The following is a 21485-nucleotide window of genomic DNA, read 5'->3' as shown; positions in this document are numbered from 1 at the left end:
GGGTCAACGGCATCAACGGCACACCGCGAAGGCGTCGAGGGCCACGGCCCCCTGCCCCCGCGGCAGCACCATCAGCGGATTGATGTCCAACTCCGCCAGCTCATCGCCCAGTTCAAGCGCCATCCGCTGAACCCGCAGCACGACCTCGACGAGCGCGTCGACATCGGCGGGCGGCGCCCCCCGGACCCCGTCCAGCAAGGCGCGCCCGCGCAGTTCCAGAAGCATCGCCTTCGCCTGGTCGTCCCCGAAGGGCGGCACCCGCACGGCCGCGTCCCGCAGGACTTCCACGAGTACGCCGCCGAGCCCGACCGTCACGGTCGGCCCGAAGAGCGAGTCGTGCGTGACGCCGACGACCATCTCGACACCCCGTTCGACCATCTGGCAGACCAGGACGCCGTCCAGCGAGACGCCCTCGTAGCGGGCGATGTCCGTGAGCTCCCGATAGGCGTCCCGCACCTGGCTCGCCGAGGTCAACCCCACCTTTACCAGGCCCAGTTCGGTCTTGTGCGCAAGCTGAGGACCCGAGGCCTTCATGACGACCGGGTAGCCGACGAGCCCGGCCGCGCGGACGGCCGCCGCCGCGCTGGTCACCAACTGCTCCCGCGGCACCCGGATCCCGTACGCGCGCAGCAGCTGCTTCGCCGCGTGCTCGCTGAGCTGCTGGCCCGGCCGCATCAGGGCCTGCGCCTTGCGGAAGGAGGGCGAGGGGGAGCGCGGCGCCTCGTCGAAGGGGGAGCGGTAGGCAGCCGTGAAGCGGTGGTGGTCCAGATAGGCGCGCACCGCCGTGATGCAGTTGGCGAAGGTGCGGAAGGTGGCGACGCGCGAGGAGCCGAGCAGCGTCGTGCGATAGGCGTCCTCGGTGCCCACGGGCGAGCCCCACACCACGCACACCAGCTTGTCCGTCTGCTCCGCCGCGTCCACCAGGTCCTGCGCGAGCTTGTCGCTCATCGGCGGGAAGGGGCCGGTGATCGGACAGATCAGCACCCCCACCTCAGGGTCGTCGAGGATCGCGTCGATGATCCTGCGGCCACGCCAGTCGCCGACGGGGTGCCCGCCGTTGTCGACGGGGTTGGCGACGTTCAGGTACTCCGGTATCCACTGGTGCAGCTCCGCCTGCTTGGCGTCACCGAGCGTGGGCAGGGTCAGGCCCGCCTCGGTCGCCAGGTCCGAGAAGTGCGCGCCCGTGCCGCCCGAGATCGAATAGACGACGACACCGTCGGCCTTCGGCGGCCTGGCGCGCGCCAACAGGGCCGAGGTGTCCTGGAGTTCGTCGAGCCCGTCGACGCGGATCACGCCGAACTGCCGCATCGCCGCGTCCACCACCGCGTCGGCGCCGGTCAGTTTGCCGGTGTGTGAGGCGGCCATGCGGGCGCCGGTCTCGGTCCGGCCGACCTTGACGGCGACGACGGGCACGCCCTGCCTCGCCGCCCGGTCCGCGGCGAGCAGGAAGGCGCGGCCGTCCTTGAGGCCCTCGACGTAGGCGGCGATGGCGCCGACCTCGGGCTGCCCGGCGAAGTAGGAGATGAAGTCGGCGGTCTCCAGGTCGGCCTCGTTGCCTGTGGGTGCCCAGTGCGAGAGGCGGATGCCCAGCTCCTGCAGGGTGAAGAGGGGGCGGCCCTGGTGGCCGGACTGGGTGATCAGCGCGATGGCGGGGCCTTCGAGGTCGTCGCGGAACTTCTCGAAGGCGTTGAGGTTGGTGTTCGGGCCGAGCAGCCTGAGGCCCGAGCGCCGCACGGCCGCCGCGAGGCGGGCCTGCGCGGCGGCGCCCTCCTCGCCGGTCTCGGCGAACCCGGAGGCGAAGGCGACGGCGAACCGCACCTTCTCCTCGGCGAGCTGCTCGATCACCGGCAGTGGGTCGCCGACCAACAGCACGGCCAGATCGACCTGTTCGGGCAGGTCGGCGACGGAAGGGAAGCAGGGGATGCCGAAGACCGAAGGACGTGTGGGGTGCACGGGGTGCAGCCGCGCGCCGACCCGCTCGGCCCAGGCGATGAGCTGGCGGGTGATGCCGGTGTTGGGGCGGCCCTCGGCGTCGGACGCGCCGATGACGGCGACGGACTCGGGCCGGAAGAAGCGGTCCAGATCGGGTACGTCGGCATGCAGCGGCCGGCCGCTGACGTCCAGGTCCTGTGCGGGGTCGGCCCTGCCGTGGACGGCGTGAGGGGGGAGTTCGCCGCAGGCCACAACATGCGCGCGGCGGGGGTCGGTGGTGAAGGTGCCGTGAGTCGATCCAAGCATCGGTCCGCCCGCTCCTGTGTGACAGCACTTAACTGACGCACAGTCAGATTACTGAACTGACGCTGTGTCAGGAATGGCCCTGCATGTAAAGCCTGGCGGGGCGGTGCGGGGCGGGGGCGGGGCTCAGGTGTCCTTGCCTGTCCACGGAAGCGCAGGGTCCGGCTTATGCCAAGGGGGTGAATCGGCCGGGGTGGGGCGCCTGTTCGCCATGGGGGGAGGATGTGTTGCCTTGCGGGATTCGGTCGGGTGTGGGTGATCGCGCAGTTCCCCGCGCCCCTTGCGGGGCGGGCGCGCCCGGCAGGTGGATCGTCAGCGGGCTATCGCCTTCGCGATTCTCTCCGCGTCCCTGGCCAGTTCGCGGAGCATCCCGCTGATGGGGTTCGTGAAGCCGGTGAAGTACAGGCCGGGGGTCTGCTTCGACGTGCGGCGGCCGTGGGTTTTCGGGCGGCCTCGGGGGTCGAGGATGTCGAGGTCGCCCACCAGGTTCTCCAGGGCGCGGCGGTAGCCGGTCGCGGCGATGACCGTGTCCGGGCCGATGCGGCTGCCGTCGGCCAGGACGATCTTGCCGTCCTCGAAGGACTCCACCGTGGCGACCGGTTCGACCCGGCCCTTGCGCACCGCGTCGATCAGGCCGACGTCCTGGACCGGGATCGCCCCCTGCGCGGCCCGTGAGAACAGCCCCGTGTCGGGGCGCGGCAGCCCCTGCGCCGAGAGGTCGGGGACGCTGAGCCTGGTGACCGGGCCCGCGAGGCGGTCGGACAGGGCGACCGGGAGCCTGCGGCACAGGATGCCGCTGAGCTGCGCGGGCCACCCCGCGGTGGAGCGGCGCACGATGTGCGGGGCGGTGCGCACGGCGAGGCGTACCCGGGCCGCGCCGCCCTCGACCAGGTCGACGGCGATCTCGGCGCCGGTGTTGCCGACGCCGACGACCAGGACGTCCTTGCCGGCGTAGGGCTTGGCGTTGCGGTAGTCGCCCGCGTGCAGGAGTTCGCCGGACCAGGTGTCGCGGCCCGGCCAGTCCGGGAGGTGGGGGGTGTGGTTGTAGCCGGTGGCGATCACCACCGCGCTGCCCGTCAACTCCCGCCCTCCGGTGGCGTGCAGCAGCCAGCCGGTGCCGTCGGCGGCGCGCTCCAGGCCGGTCACCTCGACTCCGGTGACGATGTCGAGGCGGTGGTGCTCGGCGTACTTCTCCAGGTAGCGGACGACGTCGTCCCGCGACACCCAGCGGCCGAACGACCGCGGGATCGGCAGCCCCGGCAGGGCGGAGAGGCGGCGCGTCGTGTGCAGGTGGAGGCGGTCGTAGTGGCCGCGCCAGGAGGCGCCGACGCGTTCGGACTTCTCCAGGACGACCGCGCGGACGCCGCGTGCGCGCAGGGCCGCCGCCGTGGCGAGACCGCCGGGGCCGCCGCCGATCACGTAGACGGGGCGGTCCTGCCGGGGCGTAAGCGGAGGGGACGAGTCGGCCATGACTGGAGAGTAACCGCGCGATTACTTGATGGGTGACGGTCAAGTCCGAAATCGGTTGCGAACTGATCACGGGCGTACGGGGTGTACGCCTCTTGCGCGCTCGGCGTCCGGTGCGTTGAACTGACGTACCGTCAGAAACGTAGAACCGTCAGGCGAAGTGGGAGAGACCGCGGCGTGGACTGGAAACGGCGTACCGGTGCCGATCAGTTCGCGGCGCCCCGCGCTGGCCCAGGGCCGCGGTGCCCGGTGCCCGAGCGCCAACAGGCCGAGAACGGCTGGTTCTTCCGGTTTCCCGGCCCGTCCTGGCGGATCAGGTGCCCCGACGACGCGATCGGACTCTGCCGATGAGTACGGACCTGCCCACCACCCCGCGCTTCGACCTGCCCGAGGCGGACGCCTTCACCCGGCCCTACTGGGACGCCGCCGCCGAGGGGCGGCTGCTGATCCGCCGCTGCGGTGCGTGCGGTGCGGCGCACCACTATCCGCGCGAGTTCTGCCCGCACTGCTGGAGCGAGGACGTCACCTGGGAGCGGGCGAGCGGCCGGGCCACGCTCTACACCTGGTCGGTCGTGCACCGCAACGACCTGCCGCCGTTCGGTGGCCGCGTCCCCTACGTCGCCGCCGTCGTCGACCTCGCCGAGGGGCCGCGCATGATGACGGAGATCGTCGACTGCGAGGAGGACGCGCTGCGGATCGGGATGGCCGTGGAGGTCAGGTTCCGCCGCGAGGCGGTGGACGAAGCGGCGGTCGCGGTGTTCCGGCCGGTGGACGGATAGCCGACGGCTGGGCAGGGGGTCGGGGGAGGCCTGCGGCGGCCGGGTGGCGGTGGTTCGGAGGTGGTCGTCGTGGCCGGGGCGGTCGTGGTTCGGAGGTGGTCGTCGTGGCTGGGGCGGTCGTGGTCCGGAGGCGGTCGGCGCGGCCGGGGCGGCGGTAATCCGGAGGCGGGTGACAGGGGTGCGCGGGATCATGGGGTATGCCCTCAGAACCGCGCTCCGCCTGGCAGTTGACCGCTGATCTCGACGAGTTCCTTGCCCGCGCCGGAGACTTCCTGCGCTCCGAACCCGCCCTGCACACCGTCCTTCTCAGCGTCACGGACAACCTTCGTGCGCGCGGTCTCCACACGTACGGCGATGGAGAACCCCTCTTCGGCACGTACGCCGAAGACGACGGCGCCGTCCGGGGTGCCTTCGTGCGGACCCCGCCGCACCGCGTCGCCCTCGGCCCCGTCAGCCCCGAGGCCGCCGACGCCCTCGCCCGCAGGCTCGCCGACATCAGCCCCGACCTGCCCGGAGTCGCCACCGAGCGCGGTACCGCGGAGGCCTTCGCCGAAGCCTGGGAGAAGCGCACCGGGGCATCCGTGGCGGCCGACAGGCTCCAGCGCCTCTACCGGCTCGGCACCCTCACCCCGCCCGAGACCGCACCGCCCGGCCGCGCCCGCGTCGCCACCGAGGCGGACCGGGAGCTCCTGGCGCGCTGGCACGAAGAGTTCGGCGAAGCCGTCGGCGAGCGCCCCGCCATGGCCCCCGGCGCGTGGGCCGACGCCCGCCTCGCCTACGGAGGCTGCACGCTCTGGGAGACCCCCGACGGCACCCCCGTCGCCATGGCAGGAGTCACCCGCCGCAGCGCGGGCCAGGTCCGCGTCGCCCCCGTCTACACCCCCGCCGACCAGCGAGGCCGCGGCTACGGCGGCGCCGTCACCGCCGCGGTCACCTGCGCCGCCCTGGACGCGGGCGCGGCCGAGGTTCTGCTCTTCACGGACCTCGCCAACCCGACCAGTAACAGCCTCTACCAGCGCATCGGTTACCGCCCCGTGCGGGACTTCGCCCAGTACGACTTCACCGAGAGGGTTCGCCAGGACGGCTAGGAGAAGACAGCCGCCGACTGCGGGTGCTCCGCGAACCCCGGATGCCGCAGGAGCCCTCCCCGAGCGAAGCCTCGGTCACGAGCGACGACCCCTCGGCCGCGAGCGGCGCCCCCCCGGCCACGAGCGACCTCCCCCCGGTCACGGCCACAGCAGTTCCTTGACCCACGTCTCGTCCGCCTCCTCCCTGCGGTACCTCAGCCGGACATGGCGGCGCCGCTCGTCCCCCTGGAAGAACTCCGCCTCAAGGGGGTCGAGGACGTACAGCGTCCACGTCGGCGAGTCCGCGTCCGGCTCCGCCTGCGCCCGCTCCCACGCGGCGGCCGACGAACGCGCCAACTCCTCGGTGCTTCCCAGGACTTCGCTCTGGTGGCCCACCAGTGCCGCCGCCAGCGCGCCGGTCGAGCGGGCGTGCAGATCGGCGAGGCTCTCGGCGTGCGGTGCCGCGCTGACCCGGCCCCTGACCCGGATCTGCCGGCCCTGCGCCGCCCAGTAGAAGTGCAGGGCGGCCTCCGGCCGGGCGGCGAGCTGGCGGCCCTTGCGGCTGCTCGTGTGCGAGGCGAAGTGCCAGCCGTGGTCGTCCGCGTCGTGCAGCATCACGGTCCGCACGTCGGGCCCGCCGTCCTCGGCCACCGTCGCGAGGCCCATGGTGTGCGGCTCGGGCTGCCCGGACGCCACGGCCTCCGCGAACCACGTGTGGAAGAGGGGCAGGGGAGCGGCAGGGGCGTGCGCGGGATCGAAGGCGGGGAGCTCGATGTCCCAGACCTTCTGGGACCGGAGCAGCGTACGGAAGGTCTCCTGGGGAACGGCTTCTGCCGGTGGTTTCATGTGTCGATTGTGGCGCGGGGCCGCCCGGCAGCAGCGCCGGGCGGCCCCGAGGGCAAGGAAACGAGCGTGCGCAGTGTCAGCGCACGACGACCTTCCCTGTCTTCGCGACCCACGCGATCGTGCCGCCCTCGAAGCGCTGCGAGAAGTCCTTGTTCTTCGCGCGCACCGGGGCCCCCGTCGGGCAGCCCAGCTTCTTCTTCTCCGCACCCGCCTTCGCCCACGCCTTGCCGAGGGTGCCGCCCGCCGTGCGCATCCGGCAGCCGAACTCGGCCGTGACCGTCTGCGTGCCCGCAGGCAGCGTCACCACGGTCCTGTTGCCCTTCGCGGCCTGCCGCGCCGTGCCGACCAGCCACGAGCGCGGCGCCCAGTACTTCGACGGGGCCGCCGTCAGCGTCACCTGGGTGCCCTTCGTGTACGGGGCCTTCGGCGAGGCCGCGACCTTGCCCGCCTTCGCCACAGGCGCCACGCGCGTCACCAGCTTCGCGGCGGCGGCCTTGCGGTAGTCGGCGACGACGGGGGCGGTCTGCTTCAGGACGGCCGCCGCGTTCGAGGTGCCGCCCGTGCCGAGCGGGTCCTTCTTGTCCTTCGCGATCACCTTCGGGTTGGAGTACGCCCCTGCGTACTCGCACTTCCCCTTGCCCTCCCCGAACTTGGCCTCGCACGTGATGCGGTACGCCATGGTCGTGAAGAACTTGCCGTCCGGCGTGATCCAGCCCTGCGACCCCGGGTACGGCGGGACCATCTGCTTGCGCACCTCGGCCTCGGAAAGGTTGTTCTCCTTCGCGGCCTGCTTGATCTGCTGCTCCAGCGTGATCGGGTCGTGCCACAGCGCCAGGTTGTGGCCGAGCTCGTGGGCGAAGCCCGGGTCGCGGCCCGTCGCGGTGAAGACGTCGATGGTGGAGTACGCGAGTCCGTTCGTGCCCTTCGACAGCTTGGTGGAGGACAGGCTGCCCTGCCCCGCCGTGAACGGCGTGCCGATCGCCTTCGGGACGTTGGTCCAGAACGACACCAGGTCGGCGCCGTACTGCTCGCGCACCTTGTGGGCCAGCTTGCCGAGCTCGCCGCGGCCCGCCTCCATGTCCTCCTGGAGGACGGACGGGTCCTCGGTGCCCTTGTAGCCCTTCACCTCGAAGGAGTGGACGACGTTGACCTCGGCGTTCACCCCGCTGGTCTTGAACGCCCGGTTCATCTGCAGTTCGGCGGCCTTGATGGTGTCGCCGATCTCCCGCGGCTGCCAGGGGAATGACTTGCCCCACAGCATGCGTTCCTGCGAGTTCGTACCGTCCTTGAGGCCCTGCTCGGCGAGCGGCGTGTAGCCGATGACGACGTCGATGACGGCCTTCTTGCCCGCGCGGGCCTCACCGGTGGGCGTCTGGACTTTTGGGGACGTCGCCGGGGCCTTCGGGAGCGTGTTCGGGAGCTTGAGGGGCGGCACCGCGGGCGCGGGCAGCCGCTCGGGCTCGAAGTCGACGACCTCGGTCCGCTCCGGGTCCTCGGGGTCCGAGCCGAAGAGGTACTCGCGGTCCTTCGTCTCCGCCGTCCCGGTGATGTCGTCGTCGGCGGCCGTCTCCGTGCACGCCCCGTCGACGGCGATGAAGACGAAGGAGGTCGGATCTCCCTCGGCCTCGCCGATCCAGTACAGGGAGTCCCCGCCCTCCTCGTCCACGCCCAGCTGGACCTCGCCCTCGATCGCCAGCTCGGCCCGGTACGACTCCTCCAGGCCGGGCAGCCGCTTCAAGTCCATGGCCAGCGTGCGGGTGTCGGCCCGGGGCTCCCCGTCCGGCTCCAGGTCGCAGAAGGGCGCGAAGTCCCGTGCGTGGAGCTGGAGATAGCCCGCTCCCGTCAGGCCAGGGGGGAGCGGACCGGAGGTGGTGCCGGTGTCGGCGGTCGCCGAGAGGGCGGGGAAGGCGGTGGCGGCCAGGGCGGTGGCCGTGGCGACGAGGGTGCGTCTGAGGTGGCGCACGGAGCGGCTCCTTCGGGGTGGGGCGAGGGATCGTGTCGCCTCCAGGAAGTCACCGTGGGTGAGCGCGGACGGGCGCGCCGACGCCGTGGCTCCCGGGAATCACCCCGATGCCGGGTCCCGTTTCACTCCGATTCCCCGACGAGCTGTGCCATCAGTGCGCCGTACAGCAGCTCGCCGTCCATGAACCTCTCGTCCATGAACCTCTCGTCCACGAGCACCCCGTCCACGAGCACCCCGTCCACGAGCACCCCGTCCGCGAACACCCCGTCCGCGAACACCCCGTCCGCGAACGCCCCCTCCTCCGGGGCCCCGCACCGTCGGCTCACCCGAATCCGCCCCCACCTTCACGCTCACGCCCTCCGTGTGGGGCAACTCCCTTTGCCTTCCCCAGGACTGACGGTTCCTCATGCAGGCTGGGGGGGACTCTGCACAGCCTCAGTGATCACCTGGCGGCGGCCGGTCGACCGCCTATCGGCCAAGGATCACCGTCCCGGACGAACAGAACCAGCCGCCCGTCCCGGACGCCACCGCCAGCTCGGGCACGCTCCCGTCCGCCCGTCGCACCTGCCCTTCGCCCGCCTGCCCCCGCAGCTGCCGCACCGCCTCCACCAGCAGGAAGAGACCCCGCATGCCCGGATGCTGGGCGGAGAGGCCGCCGCCGTCCGTGTTGGTCGGCAGTTCGCCGTCCCGCAGCAGGCGGCCCTTCTCCACGAAGGATCCCCCCTCGCCCTTCTCGCAGAAGCCGAGGTCCTCCAGCGTCACCAGCGTCATGTAGGTGAAGGCGTCGTAAATCTCGGCGATGTCGATGTCCGCGGGCCGCACCCCCGCCCGCTCGAAGGCGATCCTGCCGCTGACCGCCGCCGGGGAGACGGTGAAGTCGTCCCACTCCGACATGGTCGTGTGCGAGACGTGCTCGCCCGCGCCGAGGACCCATACGGGCTCGGACGCGCAGTCCCGTACGTACTCCTCGGCGGCGAGCAGCACCGCGCAGCCGCCGTCGGACCGTATGCAGCAGTGCAGTTTGGTGAACGGGTCCGCGATCATGGGGCCGCTCAGGACCTCGTCCACCGTGATCGGGTCGCGGAACATCGCGTCCGGGTTGGTCGCCGCGTTCGCCCGCGCCTGCACGGCCACCGAGGCGAGCTGCTCCAGTGTCGTGCCGTACTCGTGCATGTGGCGGCGGGCGGCCATCGCGTACTTGGCGATCAGGGAGTGCCCGTAGGGGACTTCGAACTGCAGCGGTCCCCGCGCGCCGAACGACAGGTTGGACGTACGCCGCTTCGCCTTGATGTCCGCGCGGGCCGTCGATCCGTACACGAGGAGTACGGCGTTGGCCCGCCCCGCCGCTATCGCGTCCGCCGCGTGCGCGGCCATCACCTCCCAGGTGGAGCCGCCGACCGAGGTCGAGTCCGCCCAGCGGGGCGCGAGGCCGAGGTACTCGGCGACCTCGACGGGGGCGAGCGTGCCGAGGCCCGCCGACGCGATGCCGTCGATGACGTCGCGGCCGAGCCCGGAGTCGGCGAGCGCGCGGCGGGCGGCCTGGGCGTGCAGTGCGTAGGGGGTGGCCTCGTCGACCCGGCCGCAGTCCGAGAGGGCGACACCGACGACGGCGACCTTGCGGCCGGGGCCTCGCGTGCCCGGCCTGGTGGAGGTGGAACTGGGGGCAGTAGGCATGAATCTGACGGTACATCAGATGTGCGGGTGCGGGAGAGGGGCGGGGACGCGTTGTGTGACGTCACCGCTCTGTGCATATCGCCGCCACCGGCCTAGCATGACGGCCCGTCAGATTCGGGTCCGGGTTCGCCGTGCCCGGGGGAGGAGCCTGCCGATGGACGCCGCCTTCAGCGCGGAGCAGGGCGAGATCCGCCGCACCCTTCGCGAAGTGATCACCAAACGCTGCGGACCCGACGAGGTCAGGGCCGCGGTGCGCACCCCGGCCGGTCACGACAGCGCCCTGTGGGGCGCCCTCGCCGAACAGCTCGGCCTGCCCGGCCTCGCCCTTCCCGAGGCGTACGGAGGCGTCGGCTGCACCACGGCCGAACTCGCCCTGGGCTGCGAGGAGCTGGGCCGTGCCCTGGCCCCCACCCCGCTTCTCGCCACCGCCGCCCTCGCCGCCCCGCTGATCCTCGCGCTCGGCACCGACGAGCAGCGCGCGGAGCTCCTGCCCCGCATCGCCGCGGGTGAGCTGACGGCCGCCCTCGCCGTCCCCGGCACCGGGCTCGCCACGGCGCTCGGCCTCGTCGGCGACAACCGCGGCGACTGGGCGGGCGGCGGCCGTGCGGGCGGCGTGCAGGCCAGGCTCCACGACGGGGTGTGGCGGCTGTACGGCCAGGCCGAGCAGGTCATCGACGGGCACAGCGCGGGCCTCCTTGTCGTGGCCGCGCACGCGGGCGGCTTCGCGCGCTCCCGGACGCTCCTGTTCCTCGTACGCGAGGGAGCGCCCGGCATGGTGCGGGCGCGGCAGACCGGTCTCGACGAGACCCGCACCCAGGCCCGCGTCGAACTGCGGGATGTTGAGGCGGAGTTGCTGGGCGCCGACACGGCGGACGAGGCCGATGTGCCGGACGCGCTCGCCGCCGTCGGGGACGTCGCGGCCACGGTCGTCGCCGCCGAACTGGTCGGCGCCGCGGACCGGGCCCTGGAGCGGACCGTCGAATACGTCCAGCAGCGCGAGCAGTTCGGGCGCGCGATCGGCTCCTTCCAGGCGGTCAAGCACCGCCTCGCCGACGTGTACGTGCAGGTGCAGGCCGCGCGATCGGCCGCCTACTACGCGGCGTGGGCGGCGGGCGCCGAGGCCGCCGGGTTCGGCGGGCAGGGGGCCGAGCGGGCGGGCGGCCTCGCACTCGCGCAGGCGCTCGACGCGCTGCGCACCGCCGCGTCCGAGGCGGTGCAACTGCACGGCGGGATCGGCTTCACCTGGGAGCACGAGGCGCACCTCTACTTCAAGCGCGCGGCGGGCGACGACCTGCTCCTCGGCCCCGTGCACCGGCTGCGGGCGCGGGCGGGGGAGCGGGCGGGGCTGTTCGCGGACCAGGAGGGAGAGGCCGCGGGAGCCGTGGAGGTCGTGGAGTCCGTGGAGTCCGCGGACGAAGCCGAGCTCGGGAAGGCCGTCTGATGTCGCCGGGCCGGCGCCTGATGCAGAAGGTGTCGTCCACCCGGACCTTCGCGAGGATCGCCCCGCACTTCATCCCGGCGATGGACCGCACTGTGCACCGCCTGACCCGCGGCAAGGTGCTCCTGAGCGCGAAGATGCTGCCCGGCGTCGTCCTGACGGCGCGCGGCGCGAAGAGCGGACTGTCGCGGCGTACGCCGTTGGCGTGCATGCCGGAGGAGGAGTCGGGCAGTTGGATTCTGATCGGCTCCAACTTCGGCAGGCCGGGTCACCCCGCGTGGACCGCCAACCTGCTGGCCCATCCCGACGCCGAGGTGAGCTGGCGGGGCGCGGACATCCCGGTCCGCGCAAGGCTGTTGAAGGGCGAGGAGCGGGCGGAGGTCTGGTCGGCAGCACTGAAATTCTGGCCGCCGTACGCCACGTACCAATCCCGGGTGAACCGCGAGATCCGCCTGTTCCGCCTGGAACGCCGCTGAGGGGGCGCCCCGTCAGGGGCGCGGGGAACTGCGCGAGCAACCACAGCGCAGCCGCGGAAGAAGGTCGGCGCCCAGTCCTGGAGACCACAGCGGCGGATCACGCAAGTGATCCGCCGCCGGGCTGACAGGACAAGAGGACGGGAGCCCGCCAGGGCTACTTCGTCGGCTTCTTTCCGGTCACGCCCAAATGCACCAACATCGCCAGATTCGGCTTGAGTTCGGCTTGCTTGACGCCCCACGTCTGGAAGCCGCGCTGGTGCGAGGCGACCGCGGCGAGCATCGCGACCAGGGAGCCGGCCATGGCGGCGGGGCTGACGTCCTTGTCGACCTTGCCCTTGGCCTGGAGCTCCTTCACGGTGTCCGTAAGGGAGTTGTTGACCGAGTTGAGGATCTTCATCCGGATCTTGTAGAAGCGCTTGTCGCCCTCGGCGGCGCCCAGATCGACGACCCGGAGGATCGCGTCGTTCTTGCGCCAGAAGTCGAGGAAGCCGTCGACCAGATCCTGAGAGGTCTGCCAGCCGGCCTTGCCGACCCACGAGCGACCGTCGAGCAACTGGGTCAACTCGGCGCCCTCCGCGGCCATTTGCTCCGCGATCTCGAGAACGGCACCTTCCACGTCCGGAAAGTACTGGTAGAAGGTCGCGGGTGAAGTCCCCGCCTTCCGGGCGACGTCGATGACTTTGACGTCCCGGTAGGGCGAGGAGCTGAGCATCTCGCTGAGGCAGTCGAGCAGCTTCTGACGCGTCGCCTGACCTCGTCGACCGGCCACACGGCCGTCGACGGTACGTACCTGTCCTGTCATGCCGTCAGCTTACCGAGGGGTGATCGGAGCGCGATTCGGCCGAGTGCAAATGGGGTTGGGGCGCGTGAGAGCGGCGGAGGGCTCACCCCGTAGGAATTGGCCAAATGTTCGAATCGACGCGCTGCGGGCACGGTGGCGGGCGGCTAGCTTGACTGGCATGGACTACGCAGAGCGGGACACAGGGGGCGCATTCGCGGAGGGCGTGCCCTGCTGGGTCGACGCGATGCTCCCGGACGTCGAGGGCGGCAAGCGGTTCTACGGTGCGCTCTTCGGGTGGACCTTCGACGAAGGCGCGGGGCCGGAGTACGGGCGCTACGCCCAGGCGTACAGCGACGGGCTGCCCGTCGCCGCCCTCGCGCCCAAGGCCGACGGCCGCATGCCCACCGTATGGACGGTGTACCTGGCCACGCCCGACGCCGCCGCGCTCGCCGGGCGGATCAAGGGCGCGGGCGGCTCGATGATCATGGAGGTCATGCCGGTCGGGCCCTTCGGGGCGATGGCGCTCGCCGCCGACCCCGAGGGCGCGGTCTTCGGGCTCTGGCAGGGCGGCACACACCCGGGCTTCGGCAAGCAGCAGCGGCCCGGGTCGTTCTGCTGGGCCGAGGTGTACTCCCGTGACAAGAGCGTGGTCGACCCCTTCTACGAGGGCGTCTTCGGATACGGCGGCCTCGACCTGGACATCGGCGGCGAGAGCTTCCGCATCTGGTCGCCCGCGGGGGCCGTGCCGGGGACGGACACCGCGATCGGCGGGCGCGCCCTGGTCGGGGACTCCGTTCCCGCGGAGATGCCCGCGCACTTCCTCGTCTACTTCAATGTCACCGACGCCGACGCGACGGCCGAGGCGGCGACGCGGCTCGGCGGGCGCGTGCAGGCGCCACCCGTCGACACTCCGTACGGGCGGTTCGTCGTGCTCACGGACAATCAAGGGGCGAGATTCGCGGTTCTGCAGGATCTCTAGGACGGGCCGAGAGGGGCTGCGGGGCGGCTCGACACGACCTGTAGGACGTGGCGACACGATCTGTAGGACGTGGCGACACGATCTGTAGGACAGGTCGACTAGTGATTTGTCCGTAGACACCCCGATCCCGCCCCGGGTTCGCCACCGCCGCCTCGGACAGGAAGAATCAGGGTGCGTGCCGCCGTAGCGGCTCGGTGGTGAGACGCTGCACGGGGCTGTCTTCTTCGGCGGCCGCGTACGGGGAGGTGGCAGGGCAAGTGGTGGATCAGCTGACGCAGCACGATCCGAGGCGGATCGGCCCGTTCGAGGTCCTCGGGCGACTCGGTGCCGGTGGCATGGGTCTGGTCTATCTCGCGCGCTCCGCGTCGGGGCGGCGCGTGGCGATCAAGACGGTGCGGACCGAGCTCGCGGAGGACCAGCTGTTCCGTGTCCGCTTCACGCGTGAGGTCGAGGCCGCGCGCGCCGTGTCCGGTTTCTATACGGCCGCTGTGGTGGACGCCGATCCGCGGGCCGCCGTGCCCTGGCTCGCCACCGCGTACGTCCCCGCGCCCTCGCTCGAAGAAATAGTGAATGAACACGGGCCGCTGCCCACCCAGGCGGTGCGCTGGCTCGCGGCGGGCGTGGCCGAGGCGCTGGAGTCCATCCACGGCGCGGGCCTGGTCCACCGCGACCTCAAGCCGTCCAACGTCCTCGTCGTCGAGGACGGGCCGCGCGTGATCGACTTCGGCATCGCGTCCGGCGTCTCGAACACGCGCCTGACCATGACGAACGTCGCCGTGGGCACGCCCGCGTACATGTCGCCCGAGCAGGCCAAGGACTCGCGCAGCGTGACCGGCGCGAGTGACGTCTTCTCGCTCGGCTCGACCCTCGTGTTCGCCGCCACCGGGCACGCGCCGTTCCATGGCGCCAACCCCGTCGAGACGGTCTTCATGCTGCTGCGCGAGGGGCCCGACCTGGAGGGGCTGCCGGACGAGCTGCGGCCCCTCATCGAGTCCTGCATGCAGATGGAGGCCGCCCTGCGGCCCACGCCCGCCGACCTGCAGGCGCAGCTCGCCCCCCACCTCTTCGCCTCCGAGAGCGCGGGCGACGACGACAGCGGCACGGCCTCCGCGTGGCTGCCCGAGCGGGCCGTCGCGCTCATCGAGGCCCGCAGGGGCGGCCGCCCGCCGGCCAGGGTCCCGGCCGCCGTGGCGCGCGGCGGCAGCCGCGGTGCCGCCGCCCAGGCCCCGTCCGCCGCGCCCGTCACGGCGCCGCCTCCGCCGCAGCAGCCGCCGCCCGCGCCGTCCCAGGCGCCGTTCGCGGTCACGCCCGACGCGGGGCCCGTGCGGCTCGCGGGCGCGCAGGTGCCGATCGGCCCCGGGCCGCGGGTGGCCGACGCCCGTTCGGCCGCGGTGCCCGGCGGCTCCGGGCTCGCCGCGTCCTGGTCGCGGTCCTCGACGCCCAAGGGCGCGACCAACGGCGTCGCGCCCGCCGTGCCCGCGCCCGCCGCGTCGCCCGACCCGGGCACCACGTCATGGCGGCCGTGGCGCTTCCGCATGTCGAACGACGTGTGGGGCACGCCCGCGGTGGCGGGCAACCTGGTCTACGTCACCTCCTTCGAGGTCCACGCCCTGGACGTCTCCACGGGCCGCCGCAGCTTCAAGACGAGGGACGTCGCCTGGTCGATGGCGGTCGCGGACGGCCGTATCCACGCCTCCGACGGCCCGACGCTCTACGCCTTGGACGGCGCCGACGGCTCCGACCTGTGGCGCCTGCCGACCGACGCATGGGTGTACTCCCTCCAGGCCGACCGCGGAACCGTCGTCACCGGCACGCGCGGCGGCGGCGTCCAGGCCTGGGAGGCGGTCAACGGCGAGAAGCTCTGGGAGATCACCGGGGCGCAGACCGACTTCGAGACGCCGGAGGCCGGGCCCGCCGCGTTCGACGGCACGGTCTACGTCTGGAAGGACGCCAGGCTGCGCGCCCTGGAGGCCAGGACCGGGGAGGAGCGCTGGTCCTACCCCGTGGGCGACGCCGCGTCCTGCGGAGGTGTGCCGGTGCGGCTCACCCAGGCCCAGGACGGGTACGTGTACGTGGCCGCGGGGACCCGAGTCCTTGCGATCGACGTGGCGAGCGGCCACGTCCGCTGGCACTTCGAGGCCCCCGCGGCCTTCCTCTGCCCGCCCGCCTTCGCGCCGGGCCCCGCCGTGACGGGCGGCGGCGTCTACCTTGCCGACTACCTCGGCACGGTGTACGCCCTCGACGCCACGGACGGCCGCGACCGCTGGCGCATCGCCACGGAGTCCCGTTCCTCGATCGAGCCGGTCCTCGTCGCGGACGGCCACGTCCACGTGGGCAGCGGCAAGGGCCTCTACACCCTCGACGCGGTGACGGGCACGCCGAAGTGGCGGTTCCAGGCGGGCGGCGAGGTCGTGGGCGCGCCCGTGGTCGCCGACCGGCGGATCCACTTCGGCTCCACGGACCACCTCCTGTACACCCTGAAGGCGGACGACGGCCGCCTCCGCTGGAAGCTGGCCACGGGCGGCGAGATCACCGGGGCGCCCGTGGTGAGGGACGGCGTGGTGTACGCGTGCAGCAAGGACCGCTGCGTGTACGCGCTGGACGCGGAGCGGGGGACGGGGACGTCGCCCCGTACCTAGGCCGGGCCCGGCGTGTGCCTCGGCCTAGGACCGGTGCGGGGGAACCGGGTCCTGCTGGGGTGGGTCCTGCTGGGGCGGGGGCCAGTCGTCGCCGTCCAGGGTGGGGACCGTGGGGGCCGGCTCCGGAGCGGTGCGGCGGGTGGCGCGACCGCTCATCACGGCCGCGCCCAGGAGCAGGAAGATCCCGCCCCCGAAGCTGTTCAGGAGCCCTTGGCCGAGGCCCGAGCCGTCGCCGGAGACGGTCAGGCTGCCCTCCGCCTGGCCCTGGCGGACCATCCACAGCACGGTGAAGCCGAGCACGATCACGCCCGCGAGCGCCACCAGGAGCCGTGCGCGCAGCATCAGGCCGACCAGCGTCACCAGGGCCGCGAAGGCGAAGGGGAGGAAGAGCGAGCCGAAGAGCTCGGCCTCGGCGTCCGTGATCCCGGCCCCGGAGAAGAGTTCCTCGATGCGGAAGTCACGTCCGTGACGGCCGTCGTACCAGGCTTGGAAGGGGCTCCATACGGCGGCCGTCGCTCCGATGAGAGCGAGGATCGACCCGAGGACGTTGCGGACCATGTAGGGCCTCCTCGTGCGTGCGCGGTTCCTGACGCGCCTCTCAAGATCGACGCTACGCCGGGTGCGTGACGCCCGCCATGTGACGAGACCGGCCGCGCCTCGAGAGGGCTGGGCTCACGGGGTGAGGAGGCCGTACCGCAATCGCGTACTCCTATCCCGTACCGCAATCCCGTACTCCCATCCCGTACTGCTATCTCGTACGGAACTCGCCGCTTCTCCGTTCCTTGAACAGTTCCGCCTGGCGGTCCGGCGGCAGGTTCCCCAGGGCGATCAGGTGCGGCGCGTGCGCCAGGGCCTGGGCTCGGGCCGCCTCCTTCGCCGACCAGACGGCCCGTACCGTGCCCTGCACCGCCTCCGTGGGGTACGAGGCGATGGTCTCGGCTGAGCGGACCGCTGCCGCCAACGCGCCGCCGGGGGCCGTCAGTTCGGAGACCAGGCCCGTCTCGTACGCCCGCCGTGCCGAGACCCGCTCGGCCGTGCCCATCAGGGCCATCCTGGCGACCTCGCCGAACGGCATGCGCTGCGCCATGTGGATCGTCTCGTAGGCGCTGACCATGCCGTACGTGGTGTGCGGGTCGAAGAACGTGGCGTGCTCGTCCGCGACGACGAACTCCGCCTCGCCCAGGAGGTAGAAGGCGCCGCCGCAGGCCATGCCGTTGACCGCGGCGATCACCGGCTTCCACAGGTCGTTCGCCTTCGGTCCGATCGCGATGAGCGGATCGTCGATCGTGTACGGCGAGTTCGGCTGGGGGACGTCCGCGCCGCGGTCGATGCCGGTGCAGAACGCCTTCTCGCCCGCGCCCGTCACCACCACCGCCCGCACGGTGTCGTCGAACCGGAACTGCCGCCAGGCGGCGGCCAGTTCGGCGGCCGTCTCCAGGTCGATGGCGTTGTGCCGCTCGGGGCGGTCCAGGGTCAGGACCGCCACGCCCGAGTCCTTGTCCTTGGTGCTGCGCAGGGCGCTCACGGGCGCTCCAGGATCCAGCGCGGGACCGCGACGCCGCCGACGTCCGCGAAGACGACCTGCACCTTCGCGCCGATCCGGAGCCGGTCCGGGTCGACGGAGTTCAGCGGGGCGTCGGGGGATGCGACCAGGTTGCCGACGAGGCGGATGCGGGGGGCGTCGGCGAGTTCGACGACGATCGCGTTGTACGGGGCCTGTTCGGCGTAGGCGGGGAGCAGTGGGGGGTGCGGGAAGACGTAGGACCAGATGCGGCCTCGGCCGCTCATCCTGCGCCACTCGCTGTCGAAGGACCGGCAGTGGGGGCAGCAGGGCCTTGGCGGGAACCGGAGCTCTCCGCAGCCTTGCCGGGCGCAGGCTTGCATGCGGAGTTCGTTCTTCGCGGCGTACTCCCAGAAAGGGGCGCCGTCGTCGTCGAAGGTGGGCGTCAGGAGGGGTTCGTGTTTCGCCGTCGCGTCTGCCATGTTGGTCGTCCTTTGCGGGTGCGGGATTGTTGTGGCTGGTCGCGCAGTTCCCCGTGCCCCTTACGGGGCGCGCCCCCTTTTACGGGGACCTCAGCAGGATCGCCGACGTCGGGACCCCTTCTCCCGCTGTCACCAGGCACGTTCCCGCGTCCGGGACCTGGGCCGTTGACGTGCCCCGTAGTTGTTTCACGCCCTCGTTGATGAGGTTGAAGCCGTGGACGTAGGCCTCCGAGAGGCCGCCGCCGCCCGTGTTGATGGGGAGGCGGCCGCCGCTCTCCAGGGCGCCGCCCTCCGTGAACGCGCCGCCCTCGCCCCGGCCGCAGAAGCCGTAGCCCTCCAGGGAGAGCGGGATGAGCGGGGTGAAGGCGTCGTATATCTGGGCCACGTCCACGTCCTGGGGGCCGAAGTCCGCCTGTTTCCACAGGTGTCGGGCCGCCGTCCAGGCCGGGCCCGAGAGCGGGTCGTCGTTCCAGTAGTTGACCATTCCGTGGTGCTGCGCGGGCAGGCCCTGCGCGACGGAGTGGACGTACACGGGCTTCTGGCGGCAGTCGCGGGCCCGCTCGGCCGACACGATCACGCACGCCAACGCGCCGTCCGTCTCCAGGCAGTTGTCGAAGAGGCAGAGCGGCTCGCTGATCCAGCGCGAGGTCATATACATGTCGCGGGTCAGCGGGCGCTCGTACATCATCGCGGCCGGATTCTGGTTGGCGCGGTTGCGGCAGGCGAGGGCGACGTTGAAGAGGTGGTCGCGGGTGGTGCCGTACTCGTGCATGTGGCGGCGTGCCAGCATCGCGATCTCGTCGGCCGGACGGAGCAGCCCGAAGGGGCGTGTCCACTGGGCGGGCGTGGGGAGTTGGACGGTGGTGTTCTTCCAGGGGCGGGGCCCGCTGCCCCGCTTCCTCGACCGCCAGGCGATGCCCACGCTCGCCTGCCCGGTGGCGATGGCGGATGCGAGGTGTCCGACCGTGGCACAGGAACCGCCGCCGCCGTAGCCGACCTTGCTGAAGAAGGTCACGTCGCCCGCGCCGATGGCCTTGGCGACCTCGACCTCGTCGGTCTCCTCCATCGTGTACGAGGCGAAGGCATCGACCTCGGAAGGGTCGATGCCCGCGTCGTCGAGGGCGGCGAGTATCGCCTTGCACGCCAACGTCTTCTCACTGTCCGGGAGTTGTTTCGCGAAGGGGGTCTGGCCGATCCCGACTATCGCTGTAGCGTCCTTGATTGAGCCCATGGGCAACGGAACCTCCGCCGTCTCGCGAGCGTGTCCCCACTGCTGACAGCGCGTCAGGCTACAGCTAATCTGACGGATAGTCAGCTACTGCGTCGGGAGGGCTTGCTATGCGCGGCGACCTGGAGTGGGGCAGCATCCCCGGACTCGTGCGGGCGTCCGCCGAGCGGTATGCAGAGCGGGAGGCGGTCGTCGAGGGCCGTACCCGTGTGACGTACCGGGAGCTGGGCGAGCGCGTGGCGCGGGCCGCGGCCGCCTGCGTGGCGAACGGCGTCGAGCCCGGTGACCGCGTCGCCGTCTGGGCGCCGAACACCCTCGACTGGATCGTCTCCGCGCTCGGCGCGGTCTCGGCCGGCGCGGTGCTCGTCCCCCTCAACACCCGCTTCAAGGGCGCCGAGGCGGCGTATGTCCTGGCGCGCAGCCGGGCGAAGATCCTGTTCGTCACCGGTACGTTCCTCGGTACGTCGTACGTCGCCTCGCTGCGCCGGGCGGCGGGGGAGGGGGCGGGGGACGGGCCGCTGCCGGGGCTGCCGCATCTGGACCAGGTGATCGTGCTCGCCGACGACGCCCCGGAGGACTTCCGCACCTGGAAGGACTTCCTGGCCGACGGGGAGGGGCTGTCCGGCGACACGGTCCGCGCGCGGGCGGCGTCGGTGGAGGGTTCGGCGCCCTCGGACATCATCTTCACGTCGGGCACGACGGGCCGCCCCAAGGGCGCGGTCATCACCCACGCGCAGACGCTGCGCTGCTACGACGTGTGGAGCGAGCTGGCAGGGCTGTGCGAGGGCGACCGCTATCTGATCGTGAACCCCTTCTTCCACACCTTCGGCTACAAGGCGGGGATCATCGCGTGCCTGATGCGGGGCGCGACGATGGTGCCGCAGCCGGTCTTCAACGTGGACACGGTCCTGGCGAACGTCGCCGCGGAACGGATCTCGGTGCTGCCGGGTCCGCCCACGCTCCACCAGTCGATCCTGGACCACCCCGCGCGCGACCAGCACGACCTGTCGGCGCTGCGGCTCGTGGTGACCGGTGCCGCGGTGGTGCCGCTGCGGCTGGTGGAGCGGCTGCGGGCGGAGCTGCGCATCGCCACGGTCCTCACGGCATACGGGCTTTCGGAGGCGAGCGGCATCGTCACGATGTGCCGGCGCGGGGACCCGGCGGAGGTCATCGCGGCGACCTCGGGCCGGGCCATCCCGGACACGGAGGTGCGGGTGGTGGCGCCGTCGGGGGCGGCGCAGGCCCCCGGCCACCCGGGTGAGGTCCTGGTCCGCGGACACAACGTCATGCAGGGCTACTTCGAGGACCCGTCCGAGACGAAGAAGAGCCTCACGCCCGACGGATGGCTGCGGACGGGCGACGTGGGCGTGCTCGATGAGGAGGGCAACCTCCGCATCACGGACCGGATCAAGGACATGTTCATCGTCGGCGGCTTCAACGCCTATCCCGCAGAGATAGAGCAACTGCTCGGCTTGCACCCCGCGGTGGCGGACGTCGCGGTGATCGGGGTACCCGACCCGCGCCTCGGCGAGGTCGGGAAGGCGTACGTGGTGCGGCGCCCGGGTTCCGTGGTCACGGCGGACGACCTGATGGCGTGGTCGCGACGCGAGATGGCGAACTACAAGGTGCCGAGGTCGGTCGAGTTCGTGGCGGAACTGCCGAGGAATGCGAGCGGGAAGGTGGTGAAGGGGGAGCTGAGGGAGGCGGCGCGGGGGTAGGGCGCCACGCCTCTTTGCCGCGTCCCTCTGCCCTGCCTCTCTCTGTCACGCGTTCTCGGCCGCGATGATGGCCGCTCGTTCGGCCTCGGCGCACTCCACGCAGAATTCATTGCCCTCGGGGTCTCCCAACACTCAGAACTTGACGTTCTGGAGTGTGCGGCATGGTGGCATCGACGCTGGTCAAGGGCGGTCCCGGGAATTCCTCGGTCCCT

General features: G+C 72.0%; 18 protein-coding genes. 7 read left to right on the top strand and 11 right to left on the bottom strand.

Annotated features, from left to right (window positions below; genetic code table 11):
* Positions 1-12 precede the first annotated feature (12 nt).
* Both AB0B50_RS40380 and AB0B50_RS40375 read right to left on the bottom strand, forming a co-directional pair.
* Entirely contained in the window at positions 13-2238 is a 2226-nt protein-coding gene (locus AB0B50_RS40380; protein WP_362341640.1) for an acetate--CoA ligase family protein, read from the bottom strand.
* A 309-nt stretch (positions 2239-2547) separates the two neighbouring features.
* Positions 2548-3705, bottom strand: a complete 1158-nt coding sequence (locus tag AB0B50_RS40375; RefSeq protein WP_362341637.1) for an NAD(P)/FAD-dependent oxidoreductase — start codon at positions 3703-3705, stop codon at positions 2548-2550.
* A 344-nt stretch (positions 3706-4049) separates the two neighbouring features.
* Between AB0B50_RS40375 and AB0B50_RS40370 the strand changes: the two genes are divergently transcribed.
* Positions 4050-4481: a Zn-ribbon domain-containing OB-fold protein gene (locus tag AB0B50_RS40370; protein ID WP_362341635.1), complete on the top strand. Its 432-nt coding sequence runs from the start codon at positions 4050-4052 to the stop codon at positions 4479-4481.
* Positions 4482-4678: 197 nt separating this feature from the next.
* The gene (locus AB0B50_RS40365) at positions 4679-5569 is read left to right on the top strand and encodes a GNAT family N-acetyltransferase (RefSeq protein WP_362341632.1); all 891 of its coding nucleotides are present in this window, start codon (positions 4679-4681) and stop codon (positions 5567-5569) included.
* Between the two features lie 138 nt (positions 5570-5707).
* Here the strand turns inward: AB0B50_RS40365 and AB0B50_RS40360 are convergent, their stop codons facing one another.
* The 4 genes from AB0B50_RS40360 to AB0B50_RS40345 form a co-directional block, all read right to left on the bottom strand.
* Positions 5708-6394, bottom strand: a complete 687-nt coding sequence (locus AB0B50_RS40360; protein WP_362341629.1) for a pyridoxal 5'-phosphate synthase — start codon at positions 6392-6394, stop codon at positions 5708-5710.
* A gap of 76 nt (positions 6395-6470) precedes the next feature.
* On the bottom strand, positions 6471-8357 hold the full coding sequence (locus AB0B50_RS40355) for a zinc-dependent metalloprotease family protein (protein WP_362341626.1): 1887 nt from the start codon (positions 8355-8357) through the stop codon (positions 6471-6473).
* Between the two features lie 122 nt (positions 8358-8479).
* Positions 8480-8683 carry a hypothetical protein gene (locus AB0B50_RS40350; protein ID WP_362341623.1) on the bottom strand — a complete coding sequence of 68 codons (204 nt, stop codon included), beginning with the start codon at positions 8681-8683 and terminating at the stop codon, positions 8480-8482.
* Positions 8684-8825: 142 nt separating this feature from the next.
* Positions 8826-10031 (bottom strand): acetyl-CoA acetyltransferase, encoded by a 1206-nt coding sequence (locus tag AB0B50_RS40345; RefSeq protein WP_362341620.1) that lies wholly within the window; start codon positions 10029-10031, stop codon positions 8826-8828.
* 154 nt (positions 10032-10185) lie between these two features.
* Between AB0B50_RS40345 and AB0B50_RS40340 the strand changes: the two genes are divergently transcribed.
* Both AB0B50_RS40340 and AB0B50_RS40335 read left to right on the top strand, forming a co-directional pair.
* Complete coding sequence (locus AB0B50_RS40340) at positions 10186-11472, top strand: acyl-CoA dehydrogenase family protein (RefSeq protein WP_362341617.1); 1287 nt, start codon at positions 10186-10188, stop codon at positions 11470-11472.
* Positions 11472-11945, top strand: coding sequence for a nitroreductase/quinone reductase family protein (locus tag AB0B50_RS40335; RefSeq protein WP_362341615.1), 474 nt, complete (start codon positions 11472-11474; stop codon positions 11943-11945). Before AB0B50_RS40340 ends, AB0B50_RS40335 begins: the two co-directional genes overlap by 1 nt.
* Before the next feature lie 154 nt (positions 11946-12099).
* Here AB0B50_RS40335 and AB0B50_RS40330 read toward each other — a convergent pair whose 3' ends face one another.
* Positions 12100-12747, bottom strand: coding sequence for a TetR family transcriptional regulator (locus AB0B50_RS40330; protein ID WP_356263500.1), 648 nt, complete (start codon positions 12745-12747; stop codon positions 12100-12102).
* A 157-nt stretch (positions 12748-12904) separates the two neighbouring features.
* Here AB0B50_RS40330 and AB0B50_RS40325 point away from each other — a divergent pair, with 157 nt between their 5' ends.
* Both AB0B50_RS40325 and AB0B50_RS40320 read left to right on the top strand, forming a co-directional pair.
* A complete protein-coding gene (locus AB0B50_RS40325) occupies positions 12905-13705 on the top strand; it encodes a VOC family protein (protein WP_362341611.1) in 801 nt (266 codons plus the stop codon).
* Between the two features lie 257 nt (positions 13706-13962).
* Positions 13963-16344, top strand: coding sequence for a serine/threonine-protein kinase (locus AB0B50_RS40320; RefSeq protein ID WP_362341608.1), 2382 nt, complete (start codon positions 13963-13965; stop codon positions 16342-16344).
* 24 nt (positions 16345-16368) lie between these two features.
* Here the strand turns inward: AB0B50_RS40320 and AB0B50_RS40315 are convergent, their stop codons facing one another.
* From AB0B50_RS40315 to AB0B50_RS40300, 4 genes are all read right to left on the bottom strand, one after another.
* On the bottom strand, positions 16369-16902 hold the full coding sequence (locus AB0B50_RS40315; protein ID WP_362341605.1) for a hypothetical protein: 534 nt from the start codon (positions 16900-16902) through the stop codon (positions 16369-16371).
* Positions 16903-17092: 190 nt separating this feature from the next.
* On the bottom strand, positions 17093-17869 hold the full coding sequence (locus tag AB0B50_RS40310) for an enoyl-CoA hydratase/isomerase family protein (protein WP_362341601.1): 777 nt from the start codon (positions 17867-17869) through the stop codon (positions 17093-17095).
* Entirely contained in the window at positions 17866-18327 is a 462-nt protein-coding gene (locus AB0B50_RS40305) for an OB-fold domain-containing protein (RefSeq protein WP_362341598.1), read from the bottom strand. Before AB0B50_RS40305 ends, AB0B50_RS40310 begins: the two co-directional genes overlap by 4 nt.
* A 79-nt stretch (positions 18328-18406) precedes the next feature.
* Positions 18407-19558, bottom strand: a complete 1152-nt coding sequence (locus AB0B50_RS40300; protein ID WP_362341595.1) for a lipid-transfer protein — start codon at positions 19556-19558, stop codon at positions 18407-18409.
* Positions 19559-19665: 107 nt separating this feature from the next.
* Here AB0B50_RS40300 and AB0B50_RS40295 point away from each other — a divergent pair, with 107 nt between their 5' ends.
* A complete protein-coding gene (locus tag AB0B50_RS40295) occupies positions 19666-21273 on the top strand; it encodes a FadD3 family acyl-CoA ligase (protein WP_362341592.1) in 1608 nt (535 codons plus the stop codon).
* Positions 21274-21485: the final 212 nt, after the last annotated feature.

This window comes from Streptomyces sp. NPDC041068, assembly GCF_040647455.1.
GTDB lineage: Bacteria > Actinomycetota > Actinomycetes > Streptomycetales > Streptomycetaceae > Streptomyces.
Note: the sequence above shows the minus strand (reverse complement) of the source record. Positions and strands in the feature narration are given on the sequence as shown.